Source organism: Pseudomonas sp. NFACC16-2, from assembly GCF_900119205.1.
GTDB lineage: Bacteria > Pseudomonadota > Gammaproteobacteria > Pseudomonadales > Pseudomonadaceae > Aquipseudomonas > Aquipseudomonas fluorescens_Q.
Genome location: NZ_FPIX01000015.1, coordinates 68,503 through 87,369 on the forward strand (window position 1 = coordinate 68,503; position 18,867 = coordinate 87,369).

15 protein-coding genes are annotated in these 18,867 nt (G+C 61.5%); 2 read left to right on the forward strand and 13 right to left on the reverse strand.

Annotated elements, in window-relative coordinates; all coding sequences use genetic code 11:
- The first annotated feature begins 70 nt into the window (after positions 1–70).
- Both BT116_RS14795 and BT116_RS14800 read left to right on the forward strand, forming a co-directional pair.
- Entirely contained in the window at positions 71–1,063 is a 993-nt protein-coding gene (locus tag BT116_RS14795; RefSeq protein WP_072345061.1) for an RHS repeat-associated core domain-containing protein, read from the forward strand.
- A gap of 482 nt (positions 1,064–1,545) precedes the next feature.
- Positions 1,546–1,887 carry a DUF6124 family protein gene (locus BT116_RS14800; RefSeq protein WP_072345064.1) on the forward strand — a complete coding sequence of 114 codons (342 nt, stop codon included), beginning with the start codon at positions 1,546–1,548 and terminating at the stop codon, positions 1,885–1,887.
- Positions 1,888–2,074: 187 nt separating this feature from the next.
- Here BT116_RS14800 and mdoH read toward each other — a convergent pair whose 3' ends face one another.
- The 13 genes from mdoH to BT116_RS14865 form a co-directional block, all read right to left on the reverse strand.
- Positions 2,075–4,645: a glucans biosynthesis glucosyltransferase MdoH gene (gene mdoH, locus BT116_RS14805; protein WP_072345067.1), complete on the reverse strand. Its 2,571-nt coding sequence runs from the start codon at positions 4,643–4,645 to the stop codon at positions 2,075–2,077.
- Entirely contained in the window at positions 4,638–6,407 is a 1,770-nt protein-coding gene (locus BT116_RS14810) for a glucan biosynthesis protein G (RefSeq protein WP_072345149.1), read from the reverse strand. Before BT116_RS14810 ends, mdoH begins: the two co-directional genes overlap by 8 nt.
- Before the next feature lie 320 nt (positions 6,408–6,727).
- A complete protein-coding gene (gene dtd, locus BT116_RS14815; RefSeq protein WP_063323331.1) occupies positions 6,728–7,165 on the reverse strand; it encodes a D-aminoacyl-tRNA deacylase in 438 nt (145 codons plus the stop codon).
- Positions 7,162–8,133, reverse strand: coding sequence for a prolyl aminopeptidase (gene pip, locus BT116_RS14820; protein ID WP_003196909.1), 972 nt, complete (start codon positions 8,131–8,133; stop codon positions 7,162–7,164). The genes dtd and pip overlap by 4 nt, the downstream gene beginning before the upstream one ends.
- 105 nt (positions 8,134–8,238) lie before the next feature.
- Positions 8,239–9,150, reverse strand: a complete 912-nt coding sequence (locus tag BT116_RS14825) for an alpha/beta hydrolase (RefSeq protein ID WP_256572575.1) — start codon at positions 9,148–9,150, stop codon at positions 8,239–8,241.
- Positions 9,151–9,294: 144 nt separating this feature from the next.
- The gene (locus tag BT116_RS14830) at positions 9,295–10,242 is read right to left on the reverse strand and encodes a choline ABC transporter substrate-binding protein (protein WP_072345069.1); all 948 of its coding nucleotides are present in this window, start codon (positions 10,240–10,242) and stop codon (positions 9,295–9,297) included.
- A gap of 309 nt (positions 10,243–10,551) precedes the next feature.
- A complete protein-coding gene (hutG, locus tag BT116_RS14835; RefSeq protein WP_072345153.1) occupies positions 10,552–11,355 on the reverse strand; it encodes an N-formylglutamate deformylase in 804 nt (267 codons plus the stop codon).
- Between the two features lie 11 nt (positions 11,356–11,366).
- Positions 11,367–12,569 carry an imidazolonepropionase gene (hutI, locus tag BT116_RS14840; protein WP_072345072.1) on the reverse strand — a complete coding sequence of 401 codons (1,203 nt, stop codon included), beginning with the start codon at positions 12,567–12,569 and terminating at the stop codon, positions 11,367–11,369.
- Positions 12,570–12,705: 136 nt separating this feature from the next.
- Positions 12,706–14,238: a histidine ammonia-lyase gene (gene hutH, locus BT116_RS14845; protein WP_072345074.1), complete on the reverse strand. Its 1,533-nt coding sequence runs from the start codon at positions 14,236–14,238 to the stop codon at positions 12,706–12,708.
- A gap of 129 nt (positions 14,239–14,367) precedes the next feature.
- Entirely contained in the window at positions 14,368–15,891 is a 1,524-nt protein-coding gene (gene hutH, locus BT116_RS14850) for a histidine ammonia-lyase (RefSeq protein WP_072345076.1), read from the reverse strand.
- Positions 15,892–16,091: 200 nt separating this feature from the next.
- Positions 16,092–16,922 (reverse strand): quaternary amine ABC transporter ATP-binding protein, encoded by an 831-nt coding sequence (locus BT116_RS14855; protein ID WP_072345081.1) that lies wholly within the window; start codon positions 16,920–16,922, stop codon positions 16,092–16,094.
- Entirely contained in the window at positions 16,919–17,770 is an 852-nt protein-coding gene (locus BT116_RS14860) for an ABC transporter permease (RefSeq protein WP_041024738.1), read from the reverse strand. The genes BT116_RS14855 and BT116_RS14860 overlap by 4 nt, the downstream gene beginning before the upstream one ends.
- Positions 17,771–17,840: 70 nt before the next feature.
- The gene (locus BT116_RS14865) at positions 17,841–18,809 is read right to left on the reverse strand and encodes an ABC transporter substrate-binding protein (protein ID WP_072345084.1); all 969 of its coding nucleotides are present in this window, start codon (positions 18,807–18,809) and stop codon (positions 17,841–17,843) included.
- Positions 18,810–18,867: the final 58 nt, after the last annotated feature.

Consider the following 18,867-nt stretch of genomic DNA (forward strand, 5'->3'; position numbering starts at 1 on the left):
GTTCTGATAGTAGACAACCTGTTCATATAGACAGAGACTGAATCAGTCGTCTGGCTTCTGGAAAATGATCATGGATACCACTCCTGTCAGGCTTCTCATTGAATATCGATACGATGCTCTTGATCGCTTGGTCGGCTACGTGCCCGGCGATCAGTCCAAAGGCAGTCGTTTTTATCAACGAGACCGGCTGACTACGGAAATCCAAGGATCCCTTCAACTTCAGATGTTTCAAAGCATGGAAAGACTACTGGCGGAAAGCCACAATGGAAACAGCCAGGTCACTTCGTTGTTGATGACCGACCAACATGGCTCTGTGCTGACAGCCTTCGGCACGAGATCAGCTTATACACCATACGGTCATCGTCCAAAGGCGGGAGGGTTGACCAGTATTATGGGCTTCAACGGCGAACGGGCTGATTCAATCACCGGTCACTACCTGCTGGGGAACGGACACCGTGCTTTCAATCCGCGGCTCATGCGCTTCAACAGTCCCGACAGCTTGAGCCCCTTTGGGAAAGGTGGCTTAAATAGCTATGCGTATTGCGGGGGTGACCCAGTCAACCGTAGCGATCCCACGGGAAGATGGTTTGGGTGGGCTTGGTTTACCAGTAATCTTGTCCAAATGGCTGCTGATTACCTGCCTCCTTTAATCCCCCAACGAGTCGCAAGGTGGATCCCGGGAATAGCAAATCCCACGTTAGGGAAGTGGGCTAAACATATTAACAAGGTGAGCAATTTTTTTTCGGGGCTTAGCTACATACCCGTGAGCTTGATTGACAATTTGGCTTTTACTCCAACTCGCTATGGCATAGCTTTAGGCGTCCATTTGGGGGTTACGGCCCTTTCCGTTGCCAGCGGTACTGTGCGGGTTCTGCACAAAATAGCTACAGAGGGGAGAGTACCAGTGCAGCTCACGGCAGTTCGACCTCGTATGCATAGCGCTTCGGCAGTAGTCCCGTCTCAAGCCCGGTTGCCTTCAAGCTGGCGGGCAGGGCAAATGAGGGTAATGCCAACTGCTTCTGAGGTACGAACAGGCATCCGATCTAATAACACCGATGTATGACGATGGAAAACAAGTCACTCAGTCCATCGGCGTGTTCATCCGTTCCCCTGCCACGCCACCCGGCATGCGGGTACGCCCCCCATTCGGTCGTCCTCATGCAGTTGCGCTTCACTTCGTTCGCTGTGGTCAGCTTACGGCGAGACTTTCACTCACCCGTTTGCACCAACACTAGGGGCGCTAAAACTCGCCCTTCAGCACAGGGCTACACAACCTTGCGCCATTGCCTTCAACTACGCCAGAATCCGCCGGCTTGTGCGCCTTGGCCCTGGGCTCTAACGTTTGCAGGTCGCTGTCAGTTCAGCGATCGGGTTTAGCAGCTCGGCACAATATCAAGGCACGCAGGTCCGCTTTATGGCGGCTGTGCGTGGGGCACTTCGGTGCGCCGGGTTCCTTGATTCCTGGTCTGCTAACCCGCGCACAGTCGCCACCCTTTTCGTTTAGCAGCGATGTCTGGTGGCTCCATCAATCAAGGAGCGTCAACCATGCACAAGGTCACACCCAACCCACCAGAACCCGAAACCGACCCCAAGAAACTCCAGGAAGCCACCGACCGCGCGCTCGATTACTACCTGAAGCCCAAACAGCCCAACCCCGAAGAAAAACAGCCGCCGGGCCAGCTCTTCACCGTCGTGGACGGTATCGACACTGAAAGCCTGTTGGCCAACCTCAGCGAAAACCTGGCCTCAGCCGATGCCATGGTCAGTGACCTTGCGTTCGACCTGAAAGGCTCGCGACGCCACATCGCCCTTGGTATTCAGCAACTGATCGAGTTGAGTGGTTTGTTGGCGAATCGGGCGCTGGACAACGTCAACACACAGCCCTGACCGCACCACGAAATGTGGCGAGGGAGCTTGCTCCCGCTCGGCCGCGCAGCGGACGCCAAAAAGCGGGGGCGGCTGCGCCACCCAGCGGGAGCAAGCTCCCTCGCCACAGGTGTCAACCATGTCCCCGGACCAAAACAGTGCCCAACAAAAAGCCCCGCTTCCTTTCAGAAGCGGGGCTTTTTGCGTATCAGGCCACTTGAGGCTGTGCGCTCAACGGCTGAAGCGGTAACAACGGTGCATGAGGATCAGCGTTGATCGATTCGCGCCACGCCGCCAGCCACTCGGGATGCCCCTCGCTCCAGACCTGCTCATGCAGGCGGGACAAGGCCACCGGGTCGCTCAGCAGAGCCAGTCGCTCGGCGTTGCTGAGACCGGCCGGGCCGGCCTTCAAGGCGTGACGAACACGTTCGACCCGCAGCCATTCGATCGGCTCGGCCTTGCCATGACGCGAGGTCGCCAACGCATACGCCAAGGCGTTCTGTTGCGGATCGACCACCGCCCGGATGAAACCGTCTTTGAGCGCATGCCAACGGTTTTCATGGGTGTACTGGTCCGTCGACAGCAGTTCCTGTGGTGGTGCGTATTCCTCAGGGATCAGGAACAGGCTTTCATCACGGGACTTCAAGCCCAGGCCCACGCGGCTGGAAATCACCGATACCGGAATCGACAGCATCAGCGAACCGACAATCGGCACCAGCCACCACAGGAAGCTCGGGTTCAGCCAGATCACCAACAAGGCCCAGAAGAAGCCCAGCAAGGTTTGCGGACCGTGGCGCTTGACCGCTTCGCTCCATGGCGTGGAGTCGTCGTCACGTTGTGGCGAGTTCCAGGTTGCAGCCCAGCCCAGGAATGCGGCGAGCACGAAACGGGTGTGGAAAATCATCCGCACTGGCGCCAGCAGCATGGAGAACAGCATCTCCAGGAGCATCGACAGCGTCACCTTGAACTTGCCACCGAACTCCTTCGCACCCTTGGCCCAGATCAGCACGATACTCAGCAACTTGGGCAGGAACAGCAGCACGATGGTGGTGGAGAACAGGGCGATGGCTTTTTCCGGGTGCCATTGTGGCCACAACGGATAGAGCTGACGCGGCTCGAGGAAGTACTGCGGCTCCATCAACGTGTTCACCGCCAACAACGCAGTGGACAGCACCAGGAAGAAGAACCACAGCGGCGCCGACAGGTAGGACATCACGCCAGTCAGGAACACCGCACGGTGCACCGGGTGCATGCCCTTGACCAGGAACAGCCGGAAGTTCATCAGGTTGCCGTGGCACCAGCGACGGTCACGCTTGAGTTCGTCCAGCAGGTTCGGCGGCAGTTCTTCATAGCTGCCCGGCAGGTCATAGGCAATCCACACGCCCCAGCCGGCACGGCGCATCAGCGCCGCTTCGACGAAGTCGTGGGACAGGATGGCACCGGCGAACGCGCCTTTCCCAGGCAGCGGCGCCAGGGCGCAGTGCTCGATGAACGGCTTCATGCGAATGATCGCGTTGTGGCCCCAGTAGTGGGATTCACCCAACTGCCAGAAGTGCAGGCCGGCGGTGAACAGCGGGCCGTACACCCGAGTGGCGAACTGCTGCATGCGCGCATACAGCGTATCCATGCCCGAGGCACGTGGTGCGGTCTGGATGATGCCGGCGTCCGGCGTGGCTTCCATCAGGCGCACCAGGCTGGTCAGGCACGTACCGCTCATGACGCTGTCAGCGTCGAGCACGACCATGTACTTGTAGTCACTGCCCCAACGGCGGCAGAAGTCGTCGAGGTTGCCGCTCTTGCGCTTCACGCGACGGCGACGACGGCGATAGAAGATCTTGCCGAAGCCCCCGGCTTCACGGCAGACATCCAGCCAGGCCTGCTGCTCGGCTACGCAAATATCGGTCTCGTTACTGTCGCTGAGCACGAAGAAGTCGAAACGATCCAGGTCGCCAGTGGCAGCCACCGACTCGAAGGTTGCGCGCAAACCGGCGAATACCCGCGGCACGTCTTCGTTGCAGATCGGCATCACCAATGCGGTGCGGGCGTCCTTGGGAATCGGCTCGTTGCCGGCGCTGGCACCGGAGATGCGGTACTTGTCGTGGCCGGTGAGCAATTCGAGAAAGCCCATCAGCGCCGTCCAGAAACCCGCCGACACCCAGCAGAACAGGATCCCGAACAGGATCAGGATGCTGGTTTGCAACGCATACGGCAGCACTTGCGTGGCCGTCTGCAACAGCGGTTGGTGCAGGACTTCGTCCAGGTCCACCAGCGACCAGCCCTGGTACGGCATGATGCCTTTCATGTACCAACCGGCAACGATGGTCTGGCCGAGCATCAGGATCAACAGGATGTAGCGGCGGATCGAACCCACGGTACGCCAGCGCGCATGCGGCAGCACGCGCTCATCCTTGGGCGGCTTCGGCGGGTTGGTACGCCCGGTCAGGCGCCGCCAACCGCGCACCAGGATATTGGTGCGCCACGGCTCCGGCACGACTTTGGTCCGACGAATCGGCGGTGTCGCCTTCAGGCACACCCGGCCGCTGGCGTCGAGCCCCAGCATTTCGGCGTCCTCAAGCTCCTCAGCGGTGCTCAGGGTCAGGCGCCGGCCCACCGAGGCTTGCGCCGCCTCGGCGGGCTCGTCGAAGGTCGATGAGGACAGGCGTTCGTGCAATTCGCTGAAGGACTTGCAGCCCGCCAGTTCGGCGCGCTGCTCGTCGGTCATGGGCAAATGGGCCAGGTACTCGCTGAGCGTCTCTGGCTGTACTGAAGTATTACTCATCGGCTGGCAACTGATAGCTCCAGGTCTCGGTCAAGACTTGTTCAGTCGGCTCCGGTTCCTGCTGGGTTGGGGTCGGTTCAACAGCGGCGTCTGCCGCCTTGACGGCCTTGGCTTCGTCTTTCGCTTTTTCGTTCGCGAGTTCTTTTTCGGTCTGCTGGCGAGCGACTTTGTCGGCCTTGGCCAGGGTCGTGGTCACGGAGTGCGCGGTGGCCGGGGCTTCGACAGGCGTCAATGGACGGACCAGCGCCGCACGCATTTCGGTGGCCTGTTTCGAATCCTTGATCTTCAACCGCAGGGTCAAGCGCCAGCCCTTGGTTTCAGGGTTGTAGCGCACGCTATTCTCGACGATCTCGCCGTTTTCGCCGACGCTCACCTGGCTACGCACATCGGCGTCTTCCGGCAGGGCTTGCAGGGACGGACCTTCGAAGTCCACCAGGTAGGCCACGCTGCCGTCCGGCTGACGGATCAGGTTGGACTGTTTCACGTCACCGGTGGAGCGCAAGGTCTGCTGGACCCAGGCGCTGTCCGGCGAGTGCAGGCTGGCTTCGTCGAGAGTCCAGTGCAGGCGGTAGCTGAAGTCCAGCGGCTGGCCTGGCTCAGGCAGTTTTTCCGGGCTCCAGAAGGCAACGATATTGTCGTTGGTTTCGTCGGCGGTCGGAATTTCTACCAGGTCGACGGAGCCCTTGCCCCAATCGCCTTTCGGTTCGATCCAGGCACTTGGACGCTTGTCGTAGCGGTCGTCCAGGTCTTCGTAATGGCTGAAGTCGCGCCCCCGTTGCAACAGGCCGAAACCACGCGGGTTTTCTACCGAGAAGTTGCTCACGGCCAGGTGTTTCGGGTTGTTCAGCGGGCGCCAGATCCACTCGCCGTTACCGGCATGGATCGACAGGCCGCTGGAATCGTGCAGTTCGCGACGATAGTTCAGCACTTTGGACGGTTGGTTGGCGCCGAACAGGTACATGCTGGTCAATGGGGCCACACCCAGCTTGGTCACGCGGTCACGCAGGAACATGCGCGACTTCACGTCGACCACGGTGTCGGTGCCCGGACGCACGGTCAGGCGATAAGCGCCAGTGGCGCGTGGCGAATCCAGCAGGGCGAAGATCACCAGGTGCTTGTCGGTCGGCTTCGGACGTTGGATCCAGAACTCGCGAAAGCGCGGGAATTCCTCACCCGATGGCAACGCGGTGTCGATGGCCATGCCGCGGGCAGACAAACCGTAGGTCTGGCCCTTGCCGATGACGCGGAAATAACTCGCGCCCAGCATGGTCATGATCTCGTCCTGCTTGTCAGCCTTGTTGATCGGGTACAGCACGCGAAACCCCGCGTAACCCAGCTGTTCGGTAGCCTTGGGATCGAATTTCACATCGTCGAAATCAAAGCGCGACGGGTCGTACTTGATCTCTTCGACAGTGGTCGCGGTGATTTCGTTGATCTTCACCGGTGTGTCGAAGTGCATACCCTGGTGATAGAAGGACAGCCTGAACGGTGTCTTCTGGTCGGCCCATTCGGCTTTTTCGGTGCGGAAACGGATTTTTTGATAGTCAGCGAATTTCATTTCGCGGAATTCGTTCGGCAGATTACTGCGCGGGGCTTCGAATTTTTGCCCGGCCAATTCTTGCGCCTTCGCCGATACATCATCCAGGCTGAATGCCCACAGTTGGCCCGCGCCGAACAGGCACAGCAGGGCCGAGCCCGCTACCAGGGCGTTTCTAAACCGTTTGGCAGTCATTTTTGGTGCATTACAGGGACTAACAATCACGAGCAACCCTCGCCGAAAACTGATCAAAAAACCAACGGCCAGATAAAGTATCTGCACGGTAACGGCACTGAAAAACCGTTCCTGCGGACCACTCTTGCCAAGTTGGCGAGCATTGTTCCGACTCCGATGGGACAAAATGATTCCCCAAACGGTCCAGGACAAGTCTCTACCTAAGTCAAATGGACCAGCGAACGCTGATCCCCCGTAGCGCGCGATTATCTAGTAGCCCGCGTGACAACGCATCAGGGGTAGCAAAGTATTTATCGAGAAAACTCCCAGTTTTTCCTCGAAACAGGTCCGAAAAGATGTTTCAAACGCTTTCAGACCTGTAACAGGAACGTTACCGGGCCATCATTGACCAAATGCACCTGCATGTCGGCGCCGAATCTACCTGATGCCACAGTGCCATGCACCTGTTTTGCCTGGGTGAGCAAATAGTTGAACAACTCTTCTCCCAGGGCCGGAGGTGCGGCGGTCGAAAAACTCGGGCGCAAACCACTTTTGGTGTCAGCTGCCAAGGTGAACTGCGACACCAGCAACAACCCACCACCGACATCCGCCAGGGACAGGTTCATCTTGCCGTCGGCGTCGCTGAATACTCGATAGTTAAGCAGCTTATGCAGCAGTTTGTCGGCGCTGGCCCGGGTATCCCCGGGCTCGACGGCCACCAACACCAGCAAGCCCTGATCCACTGCGCCGACGATTTCACCTGATACTTCGACCCGTGCGCAGCGAACTCGTTGCAACAGCCCCTTCATGCTTCTTCAGGCGGCAGGTCGAGCAGGCGCCGGGCCATTTGCGCAGCGGCGCGCACCAGTGCGTCGGTGATCCCCGGCTCCGAAGCTGCGTGACCGGCGTCGCGAATCACCTGCAGTTCGCTGTTGGGCCAGTTCTGATGCAGCTCCCAGGCATTGTCCAGCGGGCAGATGACGTCGTAGCGGCCATGCACGATGACGCCCGGCAAATGGGCGATCTTGCCCATGTCGCGAATCAACTGGTTAGGTTCGAGGAAAGCGTTGTTGGTGAAGTAGTGGCATTCGATTCGGGCGATCGACAGCGCCCGCTGCGGCTCGGAGAAGCGATCGACCACCAGCGGGTTCGGACGCAGGGTCGCAGTGCGACCTTCCCAGGTGGACCAGGCCTTGGCCGCGTGCATCTGGGCGATCTGGTCGTTACCGGTCAGGCGCTTGTGGAAAGCGCTGAGCAGGTCGTCGCGCTCGTCCAACGGGATGGGTGCGATGTAGTCCTGCCAGTAGTCGGGGAACAGGCGACTGGCGCCGGCCTGGTAGAACCACTCGATTTCCTGCGGCCGACAGAGAAAGATCCCACGCAGGATCAGGCCGTGTACCCGCTCGGGATGAGTCTGGGCGTAGGCCAGGGCCAGGGTCGAGCCCCAGGAACCGCCAAACAGCACCCACTTCTCGATGCCCAGGTGTTTGCGGATGCGCTCCAGGTCTTCGACCAGATCCCAGGTGGTGTTGTTCTCAAGGCTGGCATGGGGCGTGGACCGACCGCAGCCGCGCTGGTCGAAGGTGACGATGCGGTACAGGTTCGGATCGAAGTAACGACGGCTCTGCGCATCGCAGCCGGCACCCGGGCCGCCATGGATGAACACCACCGGCAGGCCCTCCGGGGAACCGCTTTCATCGACATAGAGCGTGTGGGTGTCATCGACAGCCAGATCGTGCCGGGCATGGGGTTTGATCTGCGGGTACAAAGTCTGCATTGCGCGCTCCGTAAGGGGTCGAGTCATCCCTGTGGGGACGTCTATTTAGTCTGCCGTCCGGCATCATAAACCCGAATTACCTTAATGAGCATGTCCCCTGCGCAGTCAAAGCATGTCAGCCAGGTACGCCAGCAGCGTGCGATACATCTGATCGACCTCTGGCACCTGGCCGCGGCCACGCAGGCAACCGTGGACCAGCCCATTGCCGACATACAGCACGGCGTCTCCCCCTGCGGCGTTCAGCCGCTCGCGATAAAGGACGCCGTCGTCGCGCAGCGGATCCCATTGCGCGACAACAACCAGCGCTGGCGGCAAGCCGTCCAGGCTGTCGGCGAGTAACGGCATGGCATAAAGCGAGGGACGAGCGCCATCCAAGTACAGCGCCTCATAACGCTCCAGCTCGCGACGGCTCAGGAGCGGGGCATCGAAGCACTCATGACGCGACGGCAAATCCGCGGGGCCACCGAGCGCCGGATAAATCAAGACCTGGGCCCGGGGCAACGGTTGCCCGGCATCACGCAAGGCCAGGCATAACGCGGCGGCGAGATTGCCGCCGGCGCTGTCACCGATCACCAGCCGGCGACGGGGGTCGATGGCAAACGGGGCGTCCGTCAAGTGCCGCCACACTGCCAGGCAATCTTCGAAACCGGCCGGAAACGGATGCTCCGGGGCCAGCCGGTAATCCACCGCCACCACCAACGCGCCCAACTCAGCGGCCAGCTCCATGCAGATGAAGTCATGGGAATCCAGGTCCCCCACGACCCAACCGCCACCGTGCAGGTAAAGCATGCACGGCCAGCCGGCAAGCGGTGCCGCACGTTGCGGGTAATAGGCCCGCACCGCCACGCCGGCCAGTGCGAAATCCTCGACGGCCAGCGTCGGCGGGCAAGGCGCAGTGAACGCCCGGCACATCTGGCTGTAGGCCTGGCGCGAACCGGCAAGGCTGTCGTCCAGGCTGGTGAAGCTCAGGGTTTTGTCGATGAAGGCTGACATTGCCTGGGAGAGTGGGTAGGTCATCGTGGTGTGGCTCAAAGGCTTTTGTGGCGAGGGAGCTTGCTCCCGCTGGGCTGCGCAGCGGCCCCAAAATTTTGCGAGCACTGCGCACTCGAGCGGGAGCAAGCTCCCTCGCCACACAGGGTTATCAGTGCCCGGAAAATGGCCTCAGTTCTTGAGACTGGCCTGCACCGCCGCCACGCCATCCTTGCCATCGAAGCTCGTGACACCCGCCAACCAGCGCTGAAGATCCTCGGGATGCTCGCGCAGCCATTGCCGGGCGACGTCCTGGGGCGTCTTGCGTTCCATGATCGGCACCATCAACTGGCTCTCCTGGGCGGCGGTGAAGGTGAGGTTCTCCAGCAAGCGGTTCACGTTCGGGCAGCGCTGGGCATAGTCCGGCGCGGTCACGGTGGAGACCGTTGCGGCGCCTTCGTTCGGGCCATAGACATCTTCACTGCCGGTCAGGTAGGTGATGTTCATGTTGATGTTCATCGGGTGCGGGGTCCAGCCGACGAAGACCACGAACTCCTTGCGATTCGCCGCGCGCTGCACCGCCGCCAGCATGCCTGCTTCGCCGGATTCGATCAGCTTGAAGTCCTTGAGGCCGAAGTGGTTGGTCTCGATCATGGTCTTGATGGTGGTGTTGGCGCCGCTGCCCGGCTCGATGCCGTAGATCTTGCCACCGAGCTGGTCCTTGAACCGGGCGATGTCGGCAAAGGTCTTGAGCCCGGCCGCCGCCACGTAGTCGGGTACCGCCAGGGTGGCCTGGGCGTCGGCCAGGCTTGGCTTGTCCAATACCTTCACTTGGTTGGCGGCCAGGAATGGCGCGATGTTCTTGTCCATCGCCGGCTTCCAATACCCCAGGAAGATGTCGAGGCGCTTGTCGCGGATGCCGGCAAAGATGATCTGCTGCACGGCGCTGGTCTGCTTGCTGTCGTAGCCCAGCCCGGTGAGCAACACATCGGCCATGCCGCTGGTGGCGATCACATCGGTCCAGTTGACCACGCCCATGCGCACGGTCTGGCACGACGCAGGCTCGGCGGCCATCGCCCCGGCGCTCAAGAGGGTGGTACCGCAGAGGATCGACAGACAGCGTTTGAACAGTCTTTTCATCGGGAAGGTCTCGTGCGGCAGCGGATTATTGTAGGTCGGTGTCTTGCTGCACCGTGCCCAAAACATTACGCAGCGCCGAGGGGCTGAAGATGAACTGTGGCGACTCGGTTTTGCACGGTGGCGACAGTTCATCTAGGAGGTTCAAGGACAGACACAGTTCTGTGGTGAGGGGATTTATCCCCGTGGGCCGCGAAGCGGCCTCAAAAAATGGATGATCTACACCGGCTCTACAAGGTGTCTTCAGATTTTTGGGACTGCTGCGCAGTCCAGCGGGGATAAATCCCCTCGCCACAGAGGTACGCGCACTGTTTATTTTTTGTAAACCTGCCGCCCCCACGCCAACAAGCCTTCGAGCAATTGCCTGAGTACCACTTGCGTCGGCTCCGCCAGGTCGGCGCGATAGTTGAACGGTTCGAACTCTTCCATGTAGGTGCTCTGGCACAGTTCCAGTTGCACCGCGTGGATGTCTTCGGCCGGGTTGCCGTAGTGCCGGGTGATGTGTCCGCCCTTGAACCGCCCGTTGAGCACGTGGGTGAACTGACCATGGCGAGCGCAGACGGCTTCGAGCTGGCTGGCCAGCGTCGGGTCGCAACTGGCACCGTTGAACGTGCCGAGGTTGAAGTCCGGCAGCTTGCCGTCGAACAGGTGCGGGATCACCGAACGGATCGAGTGGGCATCGAACAGCAAGGCATAGCCGAACTCGGCCTTGAGCCGCGCCAGTTCCTGCTGCAGCGCCTGGTGGTAAGGCATCCAGACTTGTTGCAGGTACGTCGCCCGCTCCTCGGCCGACGGCTCCAGCCCTTGGCGAAACAACGGCACGCCATCGAACAGCGTCGCCGGGTACAAACCGGTGGTGGCGCCGACGTACATCGGCTTGTCATCGGAGGGGCGGTTCAGGTCGACGACGAACCGCGAGTACTCGGCGGCCAGGGTGCTGGCACCCAGCTCGGCGGCAAATTCGTAGAGCCTTGGGATGTGCCAGTCGGTATCTGGCAGGCTTTGGGCCTCGGGGATCAACCCGGCCTGTACCGCCGGAGTCAGGCGCAGGCCGGCGTGAGGCATGCTGATCAACAGCGGCACGCGCCCTTGCTTGAAATTCAGGACCTTCTCCACAACCATTCTCCTCAATCGATTTCCACGCCGTGACGCACGACGCGTTTTTCCAGATCGCCACCGAGCCAGTACGCCAGGTCGGCCGGGCGGTCGATGTGCCAGGCAACAAAATCCGCCACCTTGCCGACTTCCAGCGAACCGTGGGTTTGAGCCATGCCCAAGGCCTGGGCCGCATGAATCGTCGCCCCCGCCAAGGCTTCTTCCGGGGTCATGCGAAAACAGGTGCAGGCCATGTTCAACATCAAGCGCAACGACAACGCCGGCGAGGTACCCGGGTTGAGGTCGCTGGCCACGGCGATTTTCACACCGTGCTTGCGCAGGGCTTCCATGGGCGGCAATTGGGTTTCGCGCAGGAAATAAAACGCCCCCGGCAGCAACACCGCCACGGTGCCGGATTCGGCCATGGCCTTGGCATCGTCCTCGGTCATGAACTCCAGGTGATCGGCCGACAGCGCCTGGTAACGCGCCGCCAGGCTGGAACCGTGCAGCGACGACAATTGCTCGGCGTGCAGCTTCACTGGCAGCCCAAGTTGTTGCGCTGTGATAAACACCCGCTCGACCTGCGCCGGGGAAAACGCCAGGTATTCGCAAAAGGCATCCACCGCGTCCACCAGTCCTTCGGCTGCCAGGGCCGGAAGCATCTCGCTGCAGATGTGTTCGATGTAGTCGTCGGCGCGATCCTTGTATTCCGGCGGCAAAGCGTGGGCCGCCAGACAAGTGCTGCGTACGCTGACTGGCAGCTCTGCGCCGAGGCGGCGGATGACGCGCAGGATCTTGCGCTCGCTGGCCAGGTCCAGGCCGTAACCGGATTTGATTTCCACCGTAGTCACGCCGTCGCGCATCAGGCTTCCCAGGCGCTTGGCGGCGCTGGCGAACAACTCGTCTTCACTGGCGGCGCGGGTGGCGCGCACGGTGCTGGCGATGCCGCCGCCGGCTGCGGCAATCTCGGCGTAGCTGACGCCTTGCAGGCGCTGCTCGAACTCACCGCTGCGGTTGCCGCCAAATACCGTGTGGGTGTGACAGTCGATCAGCCCCGGCGTGACCCAGGCGCCCTTGAGGTCGTTGACCGCCGGGTAGTCACCCGTTGGCAATTCGGCACGCGGGCCGATCCATTGGATGTGCTCGCCCTGGGTGACGATGGCGGCGTCTTCGATGATAGAGTAGACGCCCTGGGCCATGGTGGCGGCGTGGCAGTTTTGCCAGAGGGTTTTCATTGATGTCCTCCGTCAGGATCATTCCCACGCTCCGCGTGAGAATGCAGTCCGGGACGCTCCGCGTCCTTCGTAGATCGGCACGCAGAGCGTCCCATGAGGCGTTCCCACGCAGAGCGTGGGAACGATCGAATCAGTCTTACAGGCTCGGCAACAACTGCGCCGTGACCAGCTCGTTCAGGCATCGACTCGCCAGCAACTCACTGGCCGCATTGATGTCCGGCGCAAAGAAGCGGTCCTTCTCGTAAAACGGCACTTGCGCACGCAACAGCCCCCGGGCCCGCTCCAGCTTCGTGGAGGTCTTCAAGCCGCCACGCAGGTCCAGCCCCTGGCAAGCCGCAAGCCATTCCACCGCGAGGATCCCACGGGTATTTTCGGCCATTTCCCACAGACGCTTGCCGGCAGCCGGGGCCATGGAAACGTGGTCTTCCTGGTTGGCCGAGGTCGGCAGGCTGTCCACCGAATGCGGATGGGACAACGCCTTGTTTTCGCTGGCCAGGGCCGCCGCGGTGACCTGGGCGATCATGAAGCCGGAGTTCACCCCGCCATTGGCCACCAGGAACGGCGGCAACTGCGACATGTGCTTGTCCATCATCAACGAAATCCGGCGCTCGCTCAGGGAGCCGATTTCGGCAATCGCCAAGGCCATGTTGTCGGCGGCCATCGCCACCGGTTCGGCATGGAAGTTGCCCCCGGAAATCACGTCACCCTCGGCGGCGAACACCAGCGGGTTATCCGACACCGCGTTGGCCTCGATCACCAACACCTCGGCGGCCTGGCGGAACTGGGTCAGGCAGGCGCCCATCACTTGCGGTTGGCAGCGCAGGGAGTACGGGTCCTGGACCTTGTCGCAGTTCTGGTGCGAATCGGAAACTTCGCTGCGCTCGCCCAGCAGATCGCGGTAGGCAGCGGCGGCGTCGATCTGGCCTTTCTGGCCACGGGCGGCATGGATGCGTGCATCGAATGGCGAACGCGAGCCAAGCACCGCTTCCACCGTCAGGCCACCCAGGGCCAGGGCACCAGCAAACAGGTCTTCGCCTTCGAACAGGCCACGCAGGGCAAACGCGGTGGACACCTGGGTGCCATTGAGCAACGCCAAGCCTTCTTTCGCGGCCAGGGTCAGCGGCGCGAGGCCGGCCACTTTCAGCGCCTCGACAGCCGGCAACCATTCGCCTTTATAGCGCGCCTTGCCTTCGCCCAGGAGCACCAGGGACATGTGGGCCAGCGGGGCCAAGTCGCCGGAAGCACCGACCGAACCCTTGAGCGGAATGTGCGGGTAGACCTCGGCATTGATCAGCGCAATCAGCGCATCGATCACCTGCCGACGGATGCCGGAAAAACCCCGACTCAGGCTGTTGACCTTGAGCACCATGACCAGCCGCACCAGCGCATCGCTGATCGGCTCGCCCACGCCGGCGGCATGGGACAGCACCAGGGAACGCTGCAGGTTTTCCAGGTCTTCGCTGGCGATGCGGGTCGAGGCCAGCAGGCCGAAACCGGTGTTGATGCCGTAGGCAGTGCGGTTCTCGGCGAGGATCTGCTCGACGCAGGCGACGCTGGCCTCGATCTGCGCCGAGGCGCTGGCGTCCAGGCTCAAGGTCACCGGTTGCTGGTAGATATCGCGCAATTGAGCCAGGGTCAATTGGCCGGGAATCAGGTTTAAGGCAGTCATGTATTGCTCCTTTTGAGAGTTTTGTTTTTACCCGCCAGTCGCTCCGGAATGTTCCGTTATCCGTCACCTTCGCCTTTTGGGCGATGCTTTATGGGCAATAGGTGCCTTGGCACGCTGGCGCTTTTTTGATCAATTCAAATTCGGTAATACGCTGTGCAGCACGCTCGGGTCTTTTAGCAGCCCGGCGGCACTGGCGATGTCCGGCGCCAGCCAGCGATCCTGATCGTAGGCCGGCACGCGCTCGCGCAGCAGTCTCCAAGCGATGCCTGTGCCGGTGCCGAAGCGCTGGGCCTTGAGAAATTCAAAGGCCTGGGCCGCCAGCAGGTATTCGATGGCGAGGATCTGCGTGCAGTTTTCCAGCGCCCTGTGCAGCTTCAAGGCCGCGTTGGTGCCCATGCTCAAATGATCTTCTTGCAGGCCCGAGGTGACGAAGTTGTCGAGCACCGCCGGTTGCGCCAGTTGCTTGTTTTCCGCGCACAGCGACGCGGCGACGTATTGCACGATCATCATCCCCGAGTTCACCCCGGGGTTGGCTACCAGGAAGGCCGGCAGGCCGCTGACGTGGGGGTTGATCAAGCGGTCGAGACGACGCTCGGCGATGGAGCCGATCTCAGCCATGGCAATCGCCAGCAGGTCCGCCGCCATCGCCACCGACTGACCGTGGGGGTTGGCCTGGGACATCACCCGGAAATGCTCAGGCGTGCCGAGCAACAGCGGGTTGTCGGTGGCGGCGTTGAGTTCGGTTTCGATCTGTTGCCGCGCATGCGCCAGCTGATCGCGAGCGGCACCGTGCACCTGCGGAATCGAGCGGATACTCAAGGCGTCCTGGGTACGAATGCCCAGGCTCGAGGCGATGACTTCGCTGCCGTCGAGCAAGGCCCGCAAGTTGACCCCGACCTGCTGCATGCCCGGGTGCGGCTTGAGGGCGATGATCTCGGCATCGAACGCGGCAATCTGCCCGCGCTGGGCCTCGAAGCTCATGGCGCCGATCACGTCGGCCCATTGCACCAACCGCGTCGCATCGGCCAGGGCCAGGCAGCTGAGGCCGGTCATGCACGGGGTGCCGTTGACCAGGCACAGACCGTCCTTGGCGCCCAACTGCACCGGTTGCAAGCCTTCGGCGGCCAAGGCCTGTTGCGCCGAAACGATTTGCCCGCGATAACTGACCTGGCCGACGCCCAAAAGCGCGATGCTGATGTGGGCCATGTGGGTCAGGTAACCCACCGAACCCTGGGACGGCACTTGCGGTGTGATACCCCGGTTGAGCAATGCCAGCAACGCCTCGACCACCCGGCGATGGATGCCGGATTTGCCCTGGCTGTAGTTGAGGATGGCGGCGCAGAGAATCGCCCGGGTCTGTTCATCGGAAAGCGGCGCACCGACGCCACAGGCATGGCTGAGCAGGGTGTTGCGCGACAGTTGGCTGAGCTGTTCGTCCTTGAGCGAAACATTGCACAAGGCCCCCAGGCCGGTGTTGACGCCATAGGCGCGCTCGCCGCTTTCGACGATGCGCTGGACGATGGCCTGGGCATTGTCGATCCGCGCCCAGGCCTGGGCCGACAGCTCAAGCACAGCGCCGAAGCGGGCGACGGCGACCACGTCCTGCCAACGCAACTGGGCGTCGGCGATTATGATTTTTTCAGCCTGGGACATCTAAAGCCTCATACACATAAGTTGCCAATAACATTTGTGGCGAGGGGATTTATCCCCGTTGGGTCGCGAAGCGGCCCCAAACCAGACAATGGAATCAACCTGACACACCTAGATGGAAAGTAATGGGGCTGCTTCGCAGCCCAACGGGGATAAATCCCCTCGCCACAACCGCGTCCGGCCTTACACAACTGAGTCCGGCGTTACACCACCGCAGCCCTGCGCTGCACGAACCGATCGACATACTCATCCGCCGGCGAATGCAGGATCTCCCGGGGCGTGCCGACCTGGATCAGCTTGCCGTCCTTGAGAATCGCGATGCGGTTGCCGATGCGCACGGCTTCGTCGAGGTCGTGGGTGATGAACACGATGGTCTTGTGCAGGGTCTTTTGCAGCTCCAGCAACTGGTCCTGCATTTCCGCGCGGATCAGTGGGTCGAGGGCGCTGAAGGCTTCGTCCATCAGGATAATGTCGGTGTCCGCCGCCAAGGCCCGGGCCAGGCCCACGCGCTGGCGCATGCCACCGGAGAGCTGGTGCGGGTATTTGTTCTCGTAGCCCTTCAGCCCCACGGTGTTGATCCAGTGCAGCGCCCGTTCGGCGCACACCTGCTTGCTCTCGCCGCGCACTTTCAAGCCATAGGCGACGTTGTCCAGCACGCTCTTGTGGGGCAGCAGGCCGAAGCTCTGGAACACCATGCTGATCTTGTGCCGACGAAATTCGCGCAGGGCGTCCATGTCCAGTTGCAGGATGTCTTCGCCGTCCACCAGGATCGCGCCACTCGTAGGATCGATCAGCCGGTTGAAGTGGCGCACCAGGGTGGACTTGCCGGAGCCGGACAGGCCCATGATCACGAAGATCTCACCAGTGCCGATGCTCAGCGACAGGTCGTTGACGCCGACCACGCAGCCGGTTTCGGCCAGCACCTGGTCCTTGGTCTTGTTCTGGCGGATCAGCTCCAGGGCTTCCTTGGAGCGATTGCCGAAAATCTTGAAGACGTTCTTGACTTCGATCTTGCTGACGGCTGCGTTGCTCATTTGCTCACCTCATGCCGAGGGCGACCATAGGCCTGGGTAATGCGGTCGATGACCACGGCGAGAATCACGATGGCCAGCCCCGCTTCCAGGCCGCGCCCGACGTTGAGGGTCTGGATGCCCACCAGCACGTCTTCGCCCAGGCCACGGGCGCCGATCATCGAGGCGATGACCACCATCGACAGGGCCATCATGGTGGTCTGGTTGATCCCGGCCATGATGCTCGGCAGGGCCAGGGGCAATTGCACGCCGAACAGCTGCTGCCAGCGGTTGGCGCCGAAGGCGTTGATGGCTTCCATCACTTCGCCGTCCACCTGGCGGATGCCCAGGTCGGTCAGGCGGATCAATGGCGGCGCGGCGTAGATCACCGTGGCGAAAATCGCCGGGACCTTGCCCAGGCCGAACAGCATCAACACCGGAATCAGGTACACGAAGCTCGGCATGGTCTGCATGATGTCCAGCAGCGGCATCAGCACCGAACGCAGGCGATTGCTGCGCGCCGAGAGAATGCCCAGTGGAATGCCGATCAACACCGAGATCAGCGTCGCCACCAGCATCAGGGCGAGGGTCTGCATCAGTTTGTCCCACAGGCCCACCGCACCCACCAGGAACAGCAGGCCGACGATCACCGCCGTGGCGACGACCTTGCGGGTGGCGTGCCAGGCGATGCCACCGACGATGGCCAGCATCAGCCACCAGGGCGCCATGCGCAGCAGGCCTTCGAGGTTGACGATGGCCCACAGCAAGGTGTCGGAGATGTGCCGGAACACATCGCCGTAATTGGTCACCAGGGCGTCGACCCAACCGTTGACCCAGTCGGCGATGGAGAAGGTAAAGCTTTCGGGAAACATAAGAGACTCTCGATCAGGTGGATGCAGTGAACGTCCCGGCCAGCCCTAAGGTTGGCCGGGGGTATTCGACCTACAGAGCCGCGTCGATTTTCTTGGCCGCGTCTGCACTGACCCAGGCGTGCCAGACTTCAGGATGTTCCTTCAGGAAGATCTTCGCCAGTTTCGGCGACTCGATCCGCTCTTTGGCCATGCGTCCAAGGTTCTGGTTCAGGATATCGATCGGCAGGTTGACCTTTTCCAGCACCGCCACCAGTTCCGGGGCTTCGTCGTGGAACGTCTTGGACAGGCCGACCTTGATGCTCACGCTTTTATCCACGCCCGGTTTTTCTTCCAGTTTCACCAGGTCTACCTGGCCCATCAGTGGCGTTGGCGACCAGTAGTAGAACAGGATCGGCTCGCCACGCTTGTAGCTCGACAACACTGCGGCATCCAGGGCCGGGCCGGTGCCTGGACGGAAGTTGGTGTAGGTTTTTTCCAAGCCGTAGCTTTTCAGCATTTCGCTGTTGTCCAACTCGCAGGTCCAGCCGGCCGGGCAGTTGTAGAAACGGCCTTTGGACGGTTCTTCCGGGTCCTTGAACACGGCGGCGTACTGGCCCAGGTCGGCAATGTTCTTCAGGCCAGGGGCCTTGGCTTCGAGCTTGCGCTTGGCGTCGCCTTCAACCACGTAGCGCGGCACATACCAGCCTTCGATGGCGCCCACCACCGGGGCACCGACGCCGACCACCTTCCCGGCCTTCTCGGCCTTGTTCCACACCTCGCTACGGCCGACCCACTCTTCGGCGAATACCTGGATGTCGTTGCTGCTCAGGGCGTTCTCCATGGTGATGGAGTTGCCTGGCAGGCTGTCGGTCTTGCAGTCGTAGCCTTTTTCCAGCACCACTTGCAGGACGTCGGTCAGCAGCATGGCGCTTTCCCAGTTCAGGCCGGCGAACTTCACCGGTTTGCCCGACTCGCACCAACTCGCCGCTTGTGTGGCGCCGGCGCTGGCCAGCAGGCCCATGGAAAGCAGTGTGGTCAGCAGGGTCTTGTTCGATTTCATTGTGTGACGCTCCTAATCAGTTGGTTTGGCTTACGGCAGTCAAGAGGCATCCAGCCCT